The 17,025-nt window shown below is 71.9% G+C and carries 17 protein-coding genes, 2 pseudogenes and 1 riboswitch; of the genes and pseudogenes, 9 read left to right on the top strand and 10 right to left on the bottom strand.

Annotated features, from left to right (window positions below):
- Positions 1 to 8: 8 nt before the first annotated feature.
- Positions 9 to 368, bottom strand: a complete 360-nt coding sequence (locus ACZ4Z3_RS25730; protein ID WP_055540448.1) for an ArsR/SmtB family transcription factor — start codon at positions 366 to 368, stop codon at positions 9 to 11.
- A 232-nt stretch (positions 369 to 600) separates the two neighbouring features.
- Between ACZ4Z3_RS25730 and ACZ4Z3_RS25725 the strand changes: the two genes are divergently transcribed.
- Positions 601 to 1,917: an MFS transporter gene (locus ACZ4Z3_RS25725; protein WP_468503214.1), complete on the top strand. Its 1,317-nt coding sequence runs from the start codon at positions 601 to 603 to the stop codon at positions 1,915 to 1,917.
- A 52-nt stretch (positions 1,918 to 1,969) separates the two neighbouring features.
- Here ACZ4Z3_RS25725 and ACZ4Z3_RS25720 read toward each other — a convergent pair whose 3' ends face one another.
- Both ACZ4Z3_RS25720 and ACZ4Z3_RS25715 read right to left on the bottom strand, forming a co-directional pair.
- On the bottom strand, positions 1,970 to 2,233 hold the full coding sequence (locus ACZ4Z3_RS25720) for a hypothetical protein (protein WP_468503213.1): 264 nt from the start codon (positions 2,231 to 2,233) through the stop codon (positions 1,970 to 1,972).
- Positions 2,234 to 2,302: 69 nt separating this feature from the next.
- Positions 2,303 to 3,040: a DUF1775 domain-containing protein gene (locus tag ACZ4Z3_RS25715; protein WP_468503212.1), complete on the bottom strand. Its 738-nt coding sequence runs from the start codon at positions 3,038 to 3,040 to the stop codon at positions 2,303 to 2,305.
- 239 nt (positions 3,041 to 3,279) lie between these two features.
- Positions 3,280 to 3,463: riboswitch (cobalamin riboswitch) on the top strand.
- A gap of 30 nt (positions 3,464 to 3,493) precedes the next feature.
- On the opposite strand from ACZ4Z3_RS25715, the gene ACZ4Z3_RS25710 reads away from it, so the two are divergent.
- The 4 genes from ACZ4Z3_RS25710 to ACZ4Z3_RS25695 are packed head-to-tail and all read left to right on the top strand — an operon-like array spanning position 3,494 to position 6,161.
- Positions 3,494 to 4,192: an energy-coupling factor ABC transporter permease gene (locus tag ACZ4Z3_RS25710; RefSeq protein ID WP_468503211.1), complete on the top strand. Its 699-nt coding sequence runs from the start codon at positions 3,494 to 3,496 to the stop codon at positions 4,190 to 4,192.
- Positions 4,189 to 4,551 (top strand): energy-coupling factor ABC transporter substrate-binding protein, encoded by a 363-nt coding sequence (locus ACZ4Z3_RS25705; RefSeq protein ID WP_468503210.1) that lies wholly within the window; start codon positions 4,189 to 4,191, stop codon positions 4,549 to 4,551. The genes ACZ4Z3_RS25710 and ACZ4Z3_RS25705 overlap by 4 nt, the downstream gene beginning before the upstream one ends.
- A gap of 6 nt (positions 4,552 to 4,557) precedes the next feature.
- Positions 4,558 to 5,307 carry a cobalt ECF transporter T component CbiQ gene (cbiQ, locus tag ACZ4Z3_RS25700; RefSeq protein ID WP_468503209.1) on the top strand — a complete coding sequence of 250 codons (750 nt, stop codon included), beginning with the start codon at positions 4,558 to 4,560 and terminating at the stop codon, positions 5,305 to 5,307.
- Positions 5,304 to 6,161, top strand: a complete 858-nt coding sequence (locus tag ACZ4Z3_RS25695; protein WP_468503208.1) for an energy-coupling factor ABC transporter ATP-binding protein — start codon at positions 5,304 to 5,306, stop codon at positions 6,159 to 6,161. Before cbiQ ends, ACZ4Z3_RS25695 begins: the two co-directional genes overlap by 4 nt.
- Positions 6,162 to 6,181: 20 nt before the next feature.
- On the opposite strand, the gene ACZ4Z3_RS25690 is transcribed toward ACZ4Z3_RS25695, so the two are convergent.
- From ACZ4Z3_RS25690 to ACZ4Z3_RS25665, 6 genes and pseudogenes are all read right to left on the bottom strand, one after another.
- Positions 6,182 to 6,337 carry an amidohydrolase family protein gene (locus ACZ4Z3_RS25690; RefSeq protein ID WP_468503207.1) on the bottom strand — a complete coding sequence of 52 codons (156 nt, stop codon included), beginning with the start codon at positions 6,335 to 6,337 and terminating at the stop codon, positions 6,182 to 6,184.
- Between the two features lie 61 nt (positions 6,338 to 6,398).
- Positions 6,399 to 6,748: pseudogene (locus ACZ4Z3_RS25685) on the bottom strand (L-rhamnose mutarotase).
- A complete protein-coding gene (locus tag ACZ4Z3_RS25680) occupies positions 6,745 to 7,815 on the bottom strand; it encodes an aldo/keto reductase (protein WP_468503206.1) in 1,071 nt (356 codons plus the stop codon). Before ACZ4Z3_RS25680 ends, ACZ4Z3_RS25685 begins: the two are co-directional and overlap by 4 nt.
- On the bottom strand, positions 7,812 to 8,567 hold the full coding sequence (locus tag ACZ4Z3_RS25675) for an SDR family NAD(P)-dependent oxidoreductase (RefSeq protein WP_468503205.1): 756 nt from the start codon (positions 8,565 to 8,567) through the stop codon (positions 7,812 to 7,814). The genes ACZ4Z3_RS25680 and ACZ4Z3_RS25675 overlap by 4 nt, the downstream gene beginning before the upstream one ends.
- Entirely contained in the window at positions 8,564 to 9,901 is a 1,338-nt protein-coding gene (locus ACZ4Z3_RS25670) for an L-fuconate dehydratase (RefSeq protein ID WP_468503204.1), read from the bottom strand. Before ACZ4Z3_RS25670 ends, ACZ4Z3_RS25675 begins: the two co-directional genes overlap by 4 nt.
- 11 nt (positions 9,902 to 9,912) lie before the next feature.
- Complete coding sequence (locus tag ACZ4Z3_RS25665; protein ID WP_468503203.1) at positions 9,913 to 10,764, bottom strand: fumarylacetoacetate hydrolase family protein; 852 nt, start codon at positions 10,762 to 10,764, stop codon at positions 9,913 to 9,915.
- Between the two features lie 439 nt (positions 10,765 to 11,203).
- Here ACZ4Z3_RS25665 and ACZ4Z3_RS25660 point away from each other — a divergent pair, with 439 nt between their 5' ends.
- The 4 genes and pseudogenes from ACZ4Z3_RS25660 to ACZ4Z3_RS25645 all read left to right on the top strand — a co-directional run.
- A complete protein-coding gene (locus ACZ4Z3_RS25660; RefSeq protein WP_468503202.1) occupies positions 11,204 to 12,256 on the top strand; it encodes a sugar ABC transporter substrate-binding protein in 1,053 nt (350 codons plus the stop codon).
- Between the two features lie 53 nt (positions 12,257 to 12,309).
- Entirely contained in the window at positions 12,310 to 14,001 is a 1,692-nt protein-coding gene (locus ACZ4Z3_RS25655) for a sugar ABC transporter ATP-binding protein (RefSeq protein WP_468503201.1), read from the top strand.
- Positions 14,002 to 14,003: 2 nt separating this feature from the next.
- On the top strand, positions 14,004 to 15,044 hold the full coding sequence (locus tag ACZ4Z3_RS25650) for an ABC transporter permease (RefSeq protein WP_468503200.1): 1,041 nt from the start codon (positions 14,004 to 14,006) through the stop codon (positions 15,042 to 15,044).
- A gap of 2 nt (positions 15,045 to 15,046) precedes the next feature.
- A pseudogene (locus ACZ4Z3_RS25645) lies at positions 15,047 to 15,443 on the top strand (FadR/GntR family transcriptional regulator); the annotation flags it as partial.
- On the opposite strand, the gene ACZ4Z3_RS25640 reads toward ACZ4Z3_RS25645, so the two are convergent.
- Positions 15,436 to 16,746: a phytase gene (locus ACZ4Z3_RS25640; RefSeq protein ID WP_468503199.1), complete on the bottom strand. Its 1,311-nt coding sequence runs from the start codon at positions 16,744 to 16,746 to the stop codon at positions 15,436 to 15,438. The pseudogene ACZ4Z3_RS25645 and the gene ACZ4Z3_RS25640 overlap by 8 nt on opposite strands.
- Between the last annotated feature and the right edge of the window lie 279 nt (positions 16,747 to 17,025).

Genomic DNA, 17,025 nt, shown 5'->3' with positions numbered 1-17,025 from the left:
CGCGGATGTCAGTCGTGGGGCGCCTGTCCGCTGACGCGGTGGTCGGCGTGGCTGAGCGCCTCGACGACCAGGCGCCGCAGATGTCCGTCGCTGAGGCTGTAGTGGATGTGGCGCCCCTCGCGGCGGGTCTGCACGAGCCCCGCGAGCCGCAGCTTCGCGAGGTGCTGACTCACCGCGGTCCGGGACGCGTCGCAGCGTTCGGCCAGGGATCCGACGTCGGACTCGCCCTGCGCGAGGAGCCACAGCAGATGCAGCCGGGTGACGTCGGAGAGCATCGCGAACACCCCGGTCGCCTCGGTGAGCCGCGCGCTGTCGGGAGCGCGCAGATGCGCACCAGGTGCAGGTGACACAGCGTGGCGTTCTGGCATGAGGCCAGCCTAGAGCCATCGGCCGGGTCGTGGGCCGCTCGTGTCGGTCGAGACAGTCGCGACGGCGACTCCTGAGCCATCATGTGCGCAGATGCGCACATGATGGCTACACTCGGAGAACATCGCGCGTCGTCGCTTCGACCGTCACGCCGACCCGTCACGCCGACCCGTCACGCCGCGCCGTCGCCCGAGGCCGTCACGCCGAGCCTTCGTGCAGAGGGGAGCCGCCCGTATGCTCACCGTCCTGCGTCACCGCACCTATCGGCATCTGTTCGCCGCCCAGGTCATCGCGCTGGTGGGCACGGGCCTCGCGACCGTCGCCCTGGGGCTGCTGGCCTACGACCTGGCGGGCGCCGCCGCCGGGTCCGTGCTGGGCACCGCGCTGGCGATCAAGATGGTGGCGTACGTGGTGGTCGCCCCGGCCGTCGGCGCGATCGCCGACCGGCTGCCACGCCGGGCACTCATGGTGACGGCGGACCTGGTACGCGCCGGGGTCGCGGTGTTCCTGCCGTTCGTGGACTCGGTCTGGCAGGTGTACGTCCTGGTGTTCCTCCTCCAGTCGGCGTCCGCGGTGTTCACGCCGACGTTCCAGGCCGTGATCCCTGACGTGCTGCCCGAGGAGCGCGCCTACACACGGGCGTTGTCGATGTCCCGTCTCGCCTACGACCTGGAGAGCCTCTTCTCCCCCGCGCTCGCGGCGGCGCTGTTGTCCGTCATCACCTACAACTGGCTGTTCAGCGGTACCGTTCTCGGCTTCCTCGCGTCGGCCGCGCTGGTGGTCTCGACCGTGCTGCCCGAACGCGCGGCACGCCCCGGGCCCGGAGGCGGTCGCCGCTCGGGCGTCCGCGGGTTCCTCGCCGTCCCCCGGCTCCGGGCGCTGCTCGCCCTGGACCTCGCGGTCGCCGCGGCCGGCGCGATGGTCACCGTCAACTCCGTGGTCTACGTCCGCGATGTGCTGGGCCTGTCCGAGGGCGCCGTACCGCTGGCGCTCGGCGCGTACGGGGCCGGGTCGATGGTGGTGGCGCTGGCACTGCCGCGGCTGCTGGACCGGGTGCCGGACCGGGCGGTGATGCTGCCGGCCGCGCTGCTGCTGACGGTCGTCTTCGCCGGGCTGGGTGCCGTCACCGCTGCCTCGGGCGGCGCGTGGCGGGTGCCCGCGCTGCTCGGCCTGTGGGCCGCGTTCGGCGCGGCGTGCTCGGCGGTGCTCACGCCGACCGGGCGGCTGATCCGGCGGTCCGTACCGGCCGGGGAGCGCACGGCCGCGTTCGCCGCCCAGTTCTCCCTCTCGCACGGCTGCTGGCTGCTGACCTACCCGCTGGCCGGCTGGCTCGGCGCGACGGCCGGACTCGACTGGACGACGCTCGCCCTGGGGTCGATCACGCTGGCCGCCGCGCTGCTGGCCGTACGGCTCTGGCCGGCGCCGCCCGCGACCCATGTGCACTCCGACCTGCCCCTCGGCCACCCACATCTGGCGGACGCCCTACGGGTGCCGACGGGCTGGCGCCACAGCCACGGACGACTCACGGACGGACTCCACGCGGGCCTCTGATGACTCCGGAACAGACGGCTCCCCTGGCAACTCGTTCACGAACGCCGGGAGTTCAGCCCGTCATCCACTTCTCCTCGATCCGGGCGAGGCGCCACACCAGCAGGGCGATCACCCAGGTCGCGAAGAAGAGAGCGACACGTGCGCCTTCTGTCGTCGAGCGGTCGGCCTCCTCAGCCTTGTGCCGGTAATCGGCAGCTGCAACTAGGTCGCAGTAAAGCCCGTGCCATGTTTCGGTCAGGTCGCGGCAGGGCCGGCGGCCGAAGAAGGCCCAAGGCCGTAAGCGCTCGACGCAGGGTCCGTACGGCGTAGCGGGCACCCAGCGCCCTGGCCGGTGTGCCCACCCGACAGCAGGCACAAGGCCGTTCTCGTTCGCGTCGACGGAGGGTCAGGCGGAGCCCTCGCGGCGGCTTCGCCACCACCACAGGCCGCCGCCGAGGACGAGGACGGCCGCGCCGATGCCGAGGGGGACGGCCAGGGGGATGCCGTCGTCGTCGGTGTCGTCCGCCGCGGGCTTCGCCGACGGCGCCGGGGTCTTCTCGGCGCCGCGCTCCGCCGAAGGGGCCGCTGTCGAGGGCTCCTTAGAGGGGCTGGGGGTGGGGCTGACGAGCTTCGCGCCGGGCGCGGCGGGCTTCAGGTCCAGTCGGGGCGCGGGGTGGCCGTGGCCGTGCCCGTCACCGCCGGAGTCGTCCAGTTCGATCCAGCGGTCCACCTTGCCGTCGCTGTAGGACTGCAGGGTCTTGAACACGAGCGACTTGGCGTCGGGCAACTGCCGTACGGTGACCTCGTACTCGGCGTCCTCCCCCACCGCGAGCTTCGGTCCGGAGACGGTGTAGCCCCGGTCGGTGGCGGCGAACTTCCAGCCCTTGGGGCCCTCTTCGTAGGTGACGTCGGCGGGGGCGATGCCCTTCGGCAGGATGACCTCCAGCTTGGTGATGCCGGCCGAGGCGGACTCCGACTCGGCGGAGAAGGTCAGCTCGACGTTCTGGTCGAGGGCGCGGGCGCCCTCCGCCTCGACCTCCGCGTGGGCCGCGGCCGGTGCAGCGGTGGCGACGGCGACCGCGAGCGCGATCGCGGTGAAGACTCCGAGACGGCGCGTGCCGCGTGCCAGGGTCGGGCGGTGCACAGCTGACTCCCTTGTGCCGAAGGTGTGAAGCCTGCATTCAAGCGCAGGGCCCGCGCACCGGCAAAGAGCGGCCCTCGGCACCGGGGGCCGCCGTGACGGCACATCCGTCGTAGGGGGCAGGGGCGTCGGGCCTCCGTGGTGTGCGCCGCGTGGGGCTGCTGGGGTGTGCGCCGGGGTGTGTGCTGTTCACCACCGTCTTCACGCCCCCGTCTGCGCTTGTCAGCGCCCTTGTGCGGGCACTACTGTCACCACGCCTTGGTGAACGGGAAATCCGGTGTGATGCCGGTGCGGCCCTCGCCACTGTGATCGGGAAGTCCGGCTCCAGTCCTCGCGGACAGCCACTGGGTCCTTGTGACCCGGGAAGGCGGAGCACGGGCGGTGGTACCCGTCAGCCAGGAGACCGGCCAAGGCACGTCAACCATCCACGAGGTGCTGGAGAGGGTCTGCTGAGCCATGCACATAGCCGAGGGTTTCCTTCCTCCGGCGCACGCGATCGCCTGGGGTGTCGCGTCCGCGCCGTTCGTCGTCCACGGAGTACGGTCACTCACCCGTGAAATCAGGGAGCACCCGGAGAGCACGCTGCTGCTCGGTGCCTCGGGGGCCTTCACCTTCGTCCTGTCCGCGCTGAAGCTGCCGTCCGTCACCGGCAGTTGCTCCCACCCCACCGGCACCGGACTGGGCGCCATCCTGTTCCGGCCGCCGATCATGGCCGTACTGGGCACCATCACCCTGCTCTTCCAGGCCCTGCTGCTCGCCCACGGCGGCCTGACCACGCTCGGTGCGAACGTCTTCTCCATGGGGATCGTCGGCCCCTGGGTCGGATACGCCGTCTACAAGCTGCTGCGGCGCTACGACGTGCCGCTGATGGTCGCGGTGTTCTTCGGCGCGTTCTTCGCCGACCTGTCCACCTACTGCGTCACCAGCGTCCAGCTGGCGCTCGCGTTCCCCGACCCGAGCAGCGGATTCCTGGGCGCGCTCGGCAAGTTCGGTTCCATCTTCGCCATCACCCAGCTCCCCCTCGCGGTGAGCGAGGGTCTGCTCACGGTGCTCGTGATGCGGCTTCTGACGCAGTCGAGCAAGGGCGAGCTGACGCGGCTCGGGGTGCTCGTGGCGGGCAAGCGGGACACGACGACCGAGGCGGTGGCGCGATGAGCCGGAACACGAAGATCAACCTCCTGCTGCTGGCGGTCGTGGCCGCGCTCGCGGTGCTGCCGCTGGCCCTCGGCCTCGGCGACCACAAGAAGGAACCGTTCACGGGGGCCGACGGGGAGGCCGAGAGCGCGATCACCGAGATCGAGCCGGACTACAAGCCGTGGTTCTCCCCCCTGTACGAGCCGCCCTCCGGTGAGATCGAGTCCGCGCTGTTCTCCCTCCAGGCCGCCCTCGGCGCGGGCGTCCTCGCCTACTACTTCGGCCTGCACCGGGGCCGCCGCCAGGGTGAGGCGCGGGCGCTGGCGAAGCAGCAGGAGACCGCGAAGACGCCGGCCGGGTCCGGCGCCGAAGAGGTCTGACGCCCCGTGCTGCCGATCGACGAGGCGGCGCACAGCAGTCGCTGGCGCCGCCGCCATCCCGTGGACAAGGCCGTGCTCGGGCTCGGTCTCACCGTCCTCGCGATCTCGCTGCCGCCCTGGCCCGGCGCGGCCCTGGTCCTGCTGACGTCGCTCGTCGCGCTGCTGGGACCGGCCGGCGTGCCGCGTCGCCGGCTGTGGCGCGCCTACCGGGTGCCGCTCGGGTTCTGTGTGACCGGGGCGCTGCCCCTGCTCGTCCAGGTCGGCGGGCCCGACGGTTTCGTGACCCTCGCCGAGGGCGGTCCGGTCCGAGCGGCGGAACTGCTGCTGCGGACCTCCGCCGCCTCCCTGGGCGTGCTGCTGTTCGCGTTCACCACCCCCATGTCGGATCTGCTGCCCCGGCTGGCGCGGGCCGGGGTGCCCGCGCCGGTGGTGGACGTCGCCCTGGTGACGTACCGCATGAGCTTCCTGCTCCTGGACTCCGTACGCCGGATCCGCGACGCGCAGGCGGCCCGGCTCGGGCACACCACGCGGGCCGCCACCTGGCGGTCGCTCGCCGGACTCGGCGCGACCGCGTTCGTGCGGGCCTTCGACCGGGCGGCGCGGCTCCAGACGGGTCTCGCCGGGCGGGGCTACGACGGCACCCTGCGTGTCCTGGTGCCCGAGGCACGGGTCTCCGTCCGCTTCACCACGGCCAGTGTGGTCCTCCTCGCGGCCGTGGCCGCTCTCACCTTCGTCCTGGAAAGGCCGCTGACATGAGCGAGCCCGTGCTGGTCGCCCTGCGGGGCGTGTCCTTCGCGTACGAGGACGGCCCGACCGTGCTCAGCGATCTCGACTTCGAGGTGCGGGAGGGCCGCGCGCTCGCCCTGCTGGGCCGCAACGGCAGCGGCAAGACGACGCTGATGCGGCTACTCAGCGGCGGACTGCGGCCCCGCTCGGGCGAGTTGACCGTCGAGGGGCGGCCGGTGTCGTACGACCGCAAGGGTCTGACCGGGCTGCGGACGACCGTCCAGCTGGTGGTGCAGGACCCCGACGACCAGCTGTTCGCGGCATCGGTCGCCCAGGACGTGTCGTTCGGGCCGCTGAACCTCGGGCTGCCCGACGACCAGGTACGGATACGGGTGGACGAGGCGCTCGCCGCGCTCGGAATCTCCGCCCTCGCGGACCGGCCCACCCATCTGCTCTCCTACGGCCAGCGCAAGCGGACCGCGATCGCCGGAGCCGTGGCGATGCGCCCCCGGGTGCTGATCCTCGACGAGCCGACCGCGGGCCTCGACCCCGACGGCCAGGAACGGCTGCTCGCCACCCTGGACGGGCTCCGCCGGTCCGGCACGACCGTGGTGATGGCCACCCACGACGTCGATCTGGCGCTGCGGTGGGCCGACGACGCGGCGCTGCTCACCCCGTCCGGCGCGCGGACGGGCCCGGTGGCCGCGATGCTGGCCCGCACGGACCTCCTCGAACAGGCGGGGCTGCGTCTCCCCTGGGGCATCGCGGTCACCCGGCTCCTGCGCGAACGGGGCCTGCTGACGGACGACGCGCCCGGTCCGCGCACCCCCGACGAGCTGGCCGCGCTGACGGGCGCCACTCCCCCGGTACCGGCCGACGGCTGACCTGGGCCGTGCGGCCGGGGTCAGATCCGCAGGCCGTAGGTGCGGACGGCGCAGCCCGCGAAGACGTCGTGGTGTTCGGCCGGGCTGAGGCCGGAGACCAATGCCTCGGCCGTGTCCAGGACTTCGCGGTAGTCGGAGGCGAGCCGGGAGACGGGCCAGTCGGAGCCGAACATCATCGAGGACGAAGGTGAGCCGGGGCGGGCGCCGGGCGGTAGGGCGTGCCGGGGTCCGTCCCGCTCACAGCTCCCCCACCACGGGCAGTGAGGCGTGGGAGCCGTCCGCGGAGTAGTCGTGGACGACGTCCAGGAGTTCCGCCATGCGGGCCCGCCAGGCGATGTTGACGGGCAGCTTCTCCAGCTCCGCGATCATCGCCGGGTAGCACTCGACCTCCAGGACGTGGAAGAGGTCGGTGCCTCCCCCACGCTCGGCTCCGCTCGCGCGGGGGACCCCCAACGCCAGATCGTCCACGCGCTGACCCCGGCGGCGCGGATCGCGGCGGTCAGTTCCTCGGGTAGCTCGCGGTGCGCCGCCGCCTCGTACTCGGCGACGCGGTCGGCGCGGACCTTGGTGTGCAGGGCGACCCTCACGACGGCTCCTTCGGCGACGGGGTTCCCTCGACGGGCGTGCCCAGCGGCGTGTCCAGGGATGTGTCCAGTGGCGTCGTCCGGGGCGTGGGCACCGGGACGTCCGGGGCGAGCAGACCTTCCGCGCGCAGCTCGTCCCAGAGGGCGGCCGGTACGGGGGCTCTCAGCTGCTCCACGGTGTCGCGCACCTCGTCGGTGGAGCGGGCGCCGGTGAGGACGCTCGCGACCGCCGGGTGACCGAGCGGGAAGCGGAGGGCTGCGGCGCGCAGGGGCACGCCGTGGCGTTCGGTGACCGCCTTGAGCCGGCGGGCCCGGTCGAGGACGGGCTCCGGGGCGGGCGCGTAGTCGTAGGTGGCACCGGGGGCGGGGTCGGTGAGGAGGCCAGAGTTGAGGACGCCGCCGATGAGGACGCTTCTGCCGCGGGCGGCGGCCTCGGGGAGCAGCTCGGTGAGGCCCTCCTGTTCGAGGAGGGTGTAACGGCCGGCGAGGAGGACGACGTCGATGTCGGTCTCGCGCAGGAAGCGGGCGGGGAGCGCGGACTGGTTCATGCCGACGCCGATCGCGCCGACGACACCTTCGCCGCGGAGGCGTTCCAGCGCCGGATACGCCTCGTCGAGGGCCTGCTCGGCATGGTCGTCGGGGTCGTGCAGGAGGACGATGTCCACCCGGTCCATGCCCAGACGGTCGAGGCTGGCTTCGAGGGAGCGGCGGACGCCGTCGGCGCTGAAGTCCCAGACACGGCGCAGGGTCGCGGGGACGGCGAAGCCGTTGGCCAGGTCGTCGCCGTCACCGTCGCCGTCGGCGGGCACGAGCAGGCGGCCGACCTTCGTGGAGACGGTGTAGGTGTCCCGGGGGCGGTCGCGCAGGGTCTCGCCGAGGCGGCGTTCGGACAGGCCGAGGCCGTAGTGGGGTGCCGTGTCGAAGGTGCGGATCCCGGCGTCCCAGGCGGCGTCGATCGCGGCGGCGGCCTCCTCGTCGGTCACGGGGTGGTAGAGGTTGCCGATGCCGGCGGCGCCGTAGGACAGTTCGGTGACCTCGACGTCGGTGCGGCCGAGGGTTCTGGTCCTCATTTGGCCGCCGGTCGGAGCCGGAGTCCCTGCATGCCGCCGTCGACGGCGAGGGAGGTGCCGGTGACGGAGGCCGCGGCGGGGCTCGCCAGATAGGCGATGGCGGCGGCGACCTCGTCGGGGGCGACGAGGCGTCCCATGGGCTGGCGGGCGTTGAGTGCGGCGCGCTCGGCGTCGGGGTCGTCGGCCGCGTCGAGGAGGCGGCCGACCCAGGGGGTGTCGGCGGTGCCGGGGTTGACGCAGTTGACGCGGATGCCCTCACGGACGTGGTCGGCGGCCATGGCGAGGGTCAGGGAGAGGACGGCGCCCTTGCTGGCGCAGTACAGGGCGCGCTGCGGCAGGCCGGCGGTGGCGCCGATGGAGCAGGTGTTCACGATGGCCGCGTGGTCCGAGTTCCGCAGGTGCGGCAGGGCGGCGCGGCTGGTTCGCACGATGCCGAGGACGTTGACGTCGAGGACCTGGTGCCACTGTTCGTCGGGGTTGTCCTCGATGGTGCCGATGGCGCCGATGCCGGCGTTGTTGACGACGATGTCCAGACCGCCGAGCTGTGCGACGGCGTCGCCCACGGCGGCCCGTACGGAGGCGTCGTCCGTGACGTCCGCCTTGAGGGCCAGCAGCGGCGGCGGGACGTCGGAGGGGTTCAGGTCGAACACGGCGACGCCGGCGCCCCGCGCGGCCAGCAGCCGGGCCGTGGCCAGTCCGATACCGGACGCGCCACCCGTGACGATCGCGCGCAGCCCTGTCAGATCCGTCATGCGACTTCCTCCCGTTCAGCGAGGTCGGCGGCCCAGAACGTGCCGTCGGGGTAACGGTATTCGGCGAGCGACCCGGGGTGCATGGTGGCGGAGAAACCGGGGGTGCGTGGTGCGAGGTAGTGGCCCTCGCGCAGCACGACCGGGTCGGTGAAGTGCTCGTGGAGATGGTCGACGTACTCGATGACCCGGTCGTCGGTGGTGCCGGAGAGGGCCAGGTAGTCGAACATCGACAGGTGCTGCACCAGCTCGCACAGGCCCACTCCGCCGGCGTGCGGGCAGACCGGTACGCCGAACTTCGCGGCGAGCAGCAGGACGGCGAGGTTCTCGTTGACGCCGCCGACGCGTGCGGCGTCGATCTGCAGGACGTCGATGGCGCCCGCCTGGAGGAGCTGTTTGAACACGATGCGGTTCTGGACGTGTTCGCCGGTGGCGACCTTCACGGGGGCGACGCCCTCGCGGACGGCGGCGTGGCCGAGGATGTCGTCGGGGCTGGTGGGCTCCTCGATCCAGTACGGGTCGAACTCGGCGAGGGCGCGGGTCCATTCGACGGCCTCGCCGATGTTCCAGCGCTGGTTGGCGTCGAGGGCGATGCGGACCTCGGAGCCGACGGCGGCCCGTGCGGTGCGCATGCGTCGGACGTCGTCGGCGAGGTCGGCGCCGACCTTGAGCTTGATCTGGGTGAAGCCGTCGGCGACGGCCTGCTCGGCCAGGCGGGTGAGCTTGTCGTCGGAGTAGCCGAGCCAGCCCGGAGAGGTGGTGTAGCCGGGGTAGCCGCGCTCCAGCAGTGCCGCCTCGCGCTCGGCGAGCCCGCTCCTGCCCTCGCGGAGCATACGGAGGGCGTCCTCGGGAGTGAGGGCGTCGGCGATGTAGCGGAAGTCGATCTGGGAGACCAGCCACTCGGGGTCGGCGTGGGCGAGCAGTCGCCACAGCGGCTGGCCCTGCCGCTTGGCGGCGAGGTCCCACAAGGCGTTGACGACGGCGCCGATCGCCATGTGCATCACGCCCTTCTCGGGGCCGAGCCAGCGCAGCTGGCTGTCGCCGATCAGGTCGCGGTTGAGGGAGCCGGGGTCGGCGCACAGGGCGTCCACCGAGCGGCCGAGGAGGTGCGGGCGGAGGGCACCGATGGCGGCGACCTGGACGTCGTTGCCGCGGCCGATGGTGAAGGTGAAGCCGTGGCCTTCGAGCCCGTCGCCCGCGTCGGTGCGCAGCACGACGTAGGCGGCGGAGTAGTCGGGATCCGGGTTCATGGCGTCGGCCCCGTCCCGCTCCCGTGAGGTGGGGAACCGGATGTCGTAGGTGTCGACCGCGGTGATCCGGGCGGTGGTTGCAGTCAAGGGAGTGCCTTTCACGCTTGGCCGAAGGTCTGGCGCTGGCCTCCGAGTCCGTCGATCTCGAGCTCGACGGTGTCGCCGGCGCGGAGATAGGGGGTGTTGGGCAGGCCGAGGGCCACGCCCGCGGGCGTCCCCGTGTTGATCACGTCGCCCGGCTCCAGGACCATGTACCGGCTGAGGTAGGACACGATGTGGTCGACCGGGAAGATCATGTCGCGGGTGTGGCCGTGCTGCCGCTTGACGCCGTTGACGCTCAGGCGCAGCTCCAGGTCCTGCGGGTCCTCGATCTCGTCGGCGGTGACCAGCCAGGGCCCCAGCGGGTTGAAGGTCTCGCAGGACTTGCCGAGGTCCCACTGGGGCGAGTACTCGAGCTGGAACTCGCGTTCGGAGACGTCGTGGCTGACCGCGTAGCCCGCGATCACCTCGGCCGCCTCGTCCGGGCCCTCCAGATAGCGGGCGCGGCGGCCGATCACGACGGCGAGCTCGACCTCCCAGTCGGTCTTCACCGAGCCGCGCGGGACGAGCACCTCGTCGTGGGGGCCGACGACCGTGCCCGGGTCCTTCATGAAGACGACGGGGCGTTCGGGGATCGCGGCCCCCGTCTCGGCTGCGTGGTCGCGGTAGTTGAGGCCCACACAGACGATCTTGCCGGGGCGGGCGACGGGGGCGCCGATCCGCAGGCCGCCCGGGTCGAGTTCGGGCAGTCCGCCCGCTTCGAGGGCGGCGCGGGCCCGTTCGATGCCGCCGGAGCCGAGGAAGGCGCCGTCGATGTCGCCGGTCACGGCGGACAGGTCCAGCAGCCGCCCGTCATCGGTGCGGACCGCGGGGCGCTCCTCGCCGGGGGCACCGACGCGTAGCAGTTTCACTGAGCAGCTCCCTTGCCGTAAAAGATCAGTGATCAGGAGATCAGGAGTCATCGGAGGAATGACGCACCGTGGACTGTAGAGGTCGAGCGGCGGGCTGACAACGTATTCCTCCGATGTATTGGCCGAATGCAGCCGCTTCCCGCAGGTCGAAGGTCCTTCACGGGTGAAACAGCCCTGGGGACACTGAGGGACGGCCGTCCGACAGTCGACGGAAATCGCTGCGAACAACCTCTTGTCAGTGTCTGCAATGCCGTCGTAACGTCCTCATCGCCCGAGATACATCGGAGGAATCACTGCGGATTCCCACGGATTCCACGGTGTCGTGGCTGCTCAAACTCCGCCGCCCGTACACCGGTTGACCCTCGCCCCTCCCCTCCCATCGGTCCGCGCATGCCCTCAGGTGGGCTCCCCCCGTCCTGGCTAAGGAGAGAACCCGGCCATGAAGTTCGCTCGCACCCGCTCCACCGCCGTAGCGGCCTGTGCCGTCGCGGTCCTCGGTCTGCTCACCGCCTGCAACCGCGACAGCTCCTCCGGCTCGGCGGGCTCGGGCGGTGACAAGCCCGCCATCGGCATCGACCTGCCGCGGTCCGACTCGGACTTTTGGAACTCCTACGCGGACTACATGAGGAAGGACATCAAGACCGAGGGCGTCAACGCCCTGCCGCTCAGCAACTCACAGAACGACGTCACCAAGCTCGTCGCGAATGTGCAGGTCTTCCAGAACACCGGAGCCAAGGCCGTCGTCATGGCCCCCCAGGACACCGGCGCCATCGCCTCCACCCTCGACACCCTCGCGGCCAAGAAGATCCCCGTGGTCAGCGTCGACACCAGACCCGACAAGGGCGACGTCTACATGGTGGTCCGCGCCGACAACCGGGCGTACGGCACCAAGGCCTGCGAGTTCCTCGGCAAGCAGCTCGGCGGCAAGGGGAAGGTGGCCGAGTTCCAGGGCTCCCTGGACTCCATCAACGGACGCGACCGCTCCGAGGCGTTCGCCGAGTGCATGAAGGAGAAGTTCCCGAAGATCAAGGTCTTCGAGCTGCCCACCGACTGGAAGGGCGACGTCGCCTCAGCCAAGCTCCAGTCGCTGCTGGCCCAGCACCCGGACCTGAACGGCATCTACATGCAGGCCGGCGGTGCCTTCCTGCAGCCCACCCTGGCGCTGCTGGAGCAGAAGAAGCTGCTCAAGCCCGCCGGGCAGAAGGGCCACATCTCGATCGTCTCCAACGACGGCATCCCGCAGGAGTTCGACGCCATCCGCAAGGGCCAGATCGACGCCACCGTCTCCCAGCCCGCCGACCTCTACGCCAAGTACGCGCTGTACTACGCCCAGGCGGCGGCGGAGGGCAAGACCTTCAAGCCGGGGCCGACCGACCACGACTCCACCATCATCAAGCTGCCCAACGGTCTCGAGGACCAGCTGGCCGCCCCGCTGGTCACCAAGGACAACGTCGACGACAAGACCCTCTGGGGCAACACCGTCGGCAAGTGACCCGGCCCGACCGGCGACCCCTCGTACGCACCCGACGAAGGACGGTACTGACCATGGCGGACACCGCGCCCGCCCCGGCGAACGGCGGCGGGCCCGCGGCCGGCCGGAACCCCGCTCCGGTGGCCGAGGCCACCGGGATCACCAAGAGGTTCGGCGCGACCGTCGCCCTGCGCGACGCCCGTATCACCGTCGCCTCGGGCGAGTCGCACGCGCTCGTCGGCCGCAACGGCGCCGGCAAGTCGACGCTCGTGTCCATCCTGACCGGACTCCAGCACGCCGACACGGGCACCCTGCGCTTCTCCGGCGCACCGGCGCCCGCCGTCGGCGACATCGACGCCTGGCGCTCACGGGTCGCCTGCGTCTACCAGAAGTCGACGATCATCCCGGACCTGACCGTCGCCGAGAACCTCTTCCTGAACCGGCAGAGCGCCGGGCCGCTGCAGCCGATCCGTTGGAAGCAGCTGCGGCGGCGGGCGGAGGAACTGCTCGGCGAGTACGGCGTCGAGGTCGACGCCGCCGCGCGGGCGAAGGACCTCACGGTCGAGCAGCGGCAGTTCGTGGAGATCGCCCGGGCCCTGTCGTTCGGCGCGCGCTTCATCATCCTCGACGAGCCGACCGCGAAGCTCGACGCCCGCGGAATCAACCGGCTGTTCGACAAGCTTCGCGACCTCCAGCGGCAGGGCGTGGCCTTCCTGTACATCTCGCACCACCTCCAGGAGGTGTACGACCTGTGCGCCACGGTCACCGTCTACCGCGACGCGGCGCACATCCTGACCGCGCCCGTCGCGGGACTCGGCCATCGGGCGCTGGTGGAGGCGATGACCGGGGAGTCCACGACGACGGCCGCGGAGATCGTGGAGAACCGGGGCCCGGTCGCGTCCGACGCCGCCGAACTCCTGGCCGTGCGCGGGCTCACCCTGCCCGGCGCCTGCCGGGACCTGTCGCTGACCGTGCGGGCCGGTGAGGTCGTCGGCCTGGCCGGCGCGACGGCCAGCGGCAACGTACGGGTTGGCGAGGCCATAGCCGGTCTGCATCCCGCCGAGGAGGGCACCGTCTCGGTCGGCGGCCGGGGCGTCCGCACCGGCGACGTCCCGTCCGCGCTCGCCGTGGGCGTCGGCCTGGTCCCCGAGGACCGGCATCTGCAGGGCCTGGTGAACAACCGCAGCGTGGCGGAGAACGCGACGCTCACCGTCACCGACCAGCTCGGCCCGTACGGCACCGTGCTGCCGGCCCGCATCCGGGTCTTCGCGCAGCGCATGATCCGGGCCCTCGACATCAAGACGCCGGGCGCGGCCACCCCGGTCTCCGCCCTCTCCGGCGGCAACCAGCAGAAGGTCGTCGTGGCCCGTGCGCTGGCCACCGACCCCAGGGTGCTGGTGGCGATCCGGCCCACCAACGGCGTGGACGTCAAGTCCAAGGAGTTCCTGCTGCGCCGGATCCGCGAGGTCGCGGACGGCGGGAAGGCCGCGCTGATCGTCTCCGACGAGCTGGACGACCTCCGGGTCTGCGACCGGGTCGTCGTCATGTTCCACGGCCGTACGGTCGCCGAGTTCGACCGCGGCTGGACTGACGAGCAGGTGGTCGCGGCCATGGAGGGCGTGGCCGGCCGGACCGGGACGTCCGACGAGGACGGGGCCGACCGGACCGGAACCTCCGACGAGGGCGCGGGCGACCGCATCGAGGCGCCCGGGGGCGGGACCGACCGCACCGCGGCATCCGACACCACCGAAGAGCACGGAAGGTAGCCATGTCCGCCACCACTGATGTCACCGACCCCGCGACGGGGGTGGCAAGGGAGACCGCGGGCGGCGAGCGCCGCGGGCTCGACCTCGGTCGCTTCCGTGAGCTGTCCCTGGTCCCCGCCATCCTCGTGCTGGGGCTGATCGGGTTCATCGTCTCCCCGGCCTTCCTGACCGCCGACAACCTCATCGGCGTGGCCCAGCAGTCCACCGAGCTGAGCCTGCTGGTCCTGGCCACCGCCCTGATCCTGATCGCCGGACGGATGGACCTGTCGCTGGAGTCCACCATCGGCGTGGCCCCGGTGATCGCCGTCTGGCTGGTCCTGCCGACCAGCGGCGCCCGGTTCACGGGGCTCGGGCTGCTCCCGGAGTGGACGGCCGTCCCGCTGTGTCTGCTGGTGGGCGTGGTGATCGGGGCGGTCAACGGCTTCCTGATCCTCAAGCTCCGCCTCAACGGCTTCATCGTCACCCTCGGCATGCTGACGATGCTGCGGGGCCTCCAGGTCGCCCTCTCCGAGGGCCAGTCCATCGTCGAGCTCCCCTCCTCCTTCACCTATCTGGGCAAGGCGTCGTGGCTGGGCGTACCGGCCGCGATCTGGATCTGCGTGGTGCTGTTCGCGGCGGGCGGGAGCGCGCTGGCCTGGCTGCGGCACGGCCGGGCGCTGTACGCGATCGGCGGCAACGCGGAGGCCGCCCGCACCGCGGGCATCCGCGTCGACCGCATCGTGTGGATCGTCCTCATCCTCGGCAGCGTCCTCGCCGCGTTCGCCGGCATCCTCTACAGCGGCCACTACGGCTCCATCTCCGCCACCCAGGGCAGCGGCTGGATCTTCCAGGTGTTCGCCGCGACCGTCATCGGCGGGGTGAGCCTGAACGGCGGCAAGGGCTCCGTGTTCGGCGCGCTCACGGGTGTGCTGACACTGCAACTCGTGGTGAACGTGATGACGTTGGCGGGTGTGCCGCCGCTGTGGAACCAGTTCCTCAACGGCGCGATCATCATCGTCGCGCTGATCATCTCCCGCTTCGCCTCGGGCGAGAAGCAGGAGTAGCCGTGGCACTGACGCACGAGGCGATGGACAAGATCAAGGCGATGATCGTCGCCGGTGGGCTCGCGCCGGGCCCCCGGCTCCCCGAGGAGGAGGTCCTCGCCGGTCAGCTCGGGCTGTCCCGCAGTTCACTGCGGGAGGAGGTACGGGCGCTGACCGCGATGCGGATCCTGGTCACCCGGCAGGGCGACGGGGCCGGCCGCCGCCCTGCTCACCCCGCAGGACCTCCGTGGGCTGGGGACCGTCCTGGAACGGTCCCGGGCCTCGGCGACGGTCGAGGAGTTCGTCGGACACGACGCCGTGTTCCGTCAGCGGATCGCCGAGGCAGTCGGCAACCCGGTGCTGTCGATGCCGCTGCGGGTGGTGTCCACCCGCACCCGGCGGAGGACTGACGTCACAGGTCGGCGGCGTCCACCACGTCGCCGAGGTCCACGAACTTGAAGCCGGTGGCCGTGCGGCTGCCGCCGTCGCCGTCCGGCACCGCCGGGGTCTCCTGTCCGTCCTGGACGACGAGGAGGCCGCGCGGATAGCGTCGGCCCAGCGGGGCGTCGAGGATCGCGGCGCCGTCGCATTCCTGCACGCCGTCGAGGGTCGGTGTCGCGGACCCGATCCGGAAGCCGCCCTCGTACTCGTTGTCCTCGCTCACCTCACGGTCGTACAGGGCGAAGGTGTCGTCGCCCTGACTGGAGGCGAGCAGGTGGCCTTCGCCGTCCCGCTTCTGAAGGAGCGTCAAGCCCTCGACGTCGGCCGACAGCCGCCTCCCGCCGTAGCCGGGGTCGGTGCCCGGCACGCACTCCTCGGTCTCCTCGTCGTAGGTGCCGGGGACGCCGTACTCCTTCACCTTGTCGACGAGGACGGGCCTGCCGGTGAGGTCGGCGCGCAGCCGCCAGATGCCGATGTCCTCCTGGCCGGCGTAGAGCGTGCCGGTGGCCGGGTCGACGACCATGCCCTCGACCTGTGGGAGTTCACCGGGCTCGGCGCAGGGGCTCCAGGTCGTGCCGTCGGGCAGCCGGAACCCGGACGGCAGGTCGAGGGTGCGGACCGTGCGGTAGCCGACCGTGCCGTGGGCGGCGGGTACGAGTTCCAGCAGGGCGAGTCGGGTGCGTTCGCGTCGGCTGACCAGGGCGTAGGCCCGGCCGCTGGTCCGGTCGGTCCAGGTGGCGAGGCCGTACGCGGTGCGCTGGTCGTTGATCTCGGCCTGGTCGGCGGAGAACACGGGGGCGGCGGCCGGGTCGGTGATGTCGGTGAGGGGGCCGCCGGGCCGGGCTGGGTCGATGCGGTAGACGCGCAGCCGGTCGTTGCCCCGGTCGCTGACCACCGCGACGTCGGCGCGGCCGGCGGTGGTACGCAGGCCGGTGACGAGGTCGACGTTGTTGTACCGGCCCGGCGCGTCGTCCTCGGCCGGGGGCTTCGGGGCGGGCAGGGACTGCACCATGCGGGCGTCGAGGTCGTAGACCCGCAGGCCGCCCTCCTTGGCGGTGGCGACGACGAGGCTGCGGCCGGGGTCGGCGGGGTTCCGCCAGATCGCCGGGTCGTCGGCGTCGGAGTTGCCGCCGGCCTCGTCGTCGTGGAGGGCGGCGGTCTCACCGGTGGCGGTCACCACGGGCAGGGCGGGCGTGCCCGCACCGGCGGGAGCCGCCGTGAGCAGGGCGGTCAGCGCGGTACCGGTGGCGAGGACCGCAACGAGCCGAGTGGTGCGGGGCATTCTCACAGGCGCTTCCTTACCGTCGATCGGGGGTCGGCAGAGCGTGCTCACACCACTGCCGATTTTTTGTCGGGGACATGCAGATAGCCCATGCCGATAGTGCGGAGGGAAGCTTGCGCGCGGGCAGACATGATCTGGCCATGCCATGACCAAAGCCCCGTGGGGCCCGCCGTTGCGCCCCGGTGCGCCTTCACCGACGGTCCGATCGGCCGCTGGTTTCCGTACACCCCTCGGCACGGGGCGCACGGCGGACCTATCGTGTAAGAAGCACAGTTTCGC

Source organism: Streptomyces sp. NPDC030296, assembly GCF_055572815.1.
The sequence above is the reverse complement of the archived record's forward strand: the minus strand, read 5'-3'. Positions and strand labels throughout refer to the sequence as shown.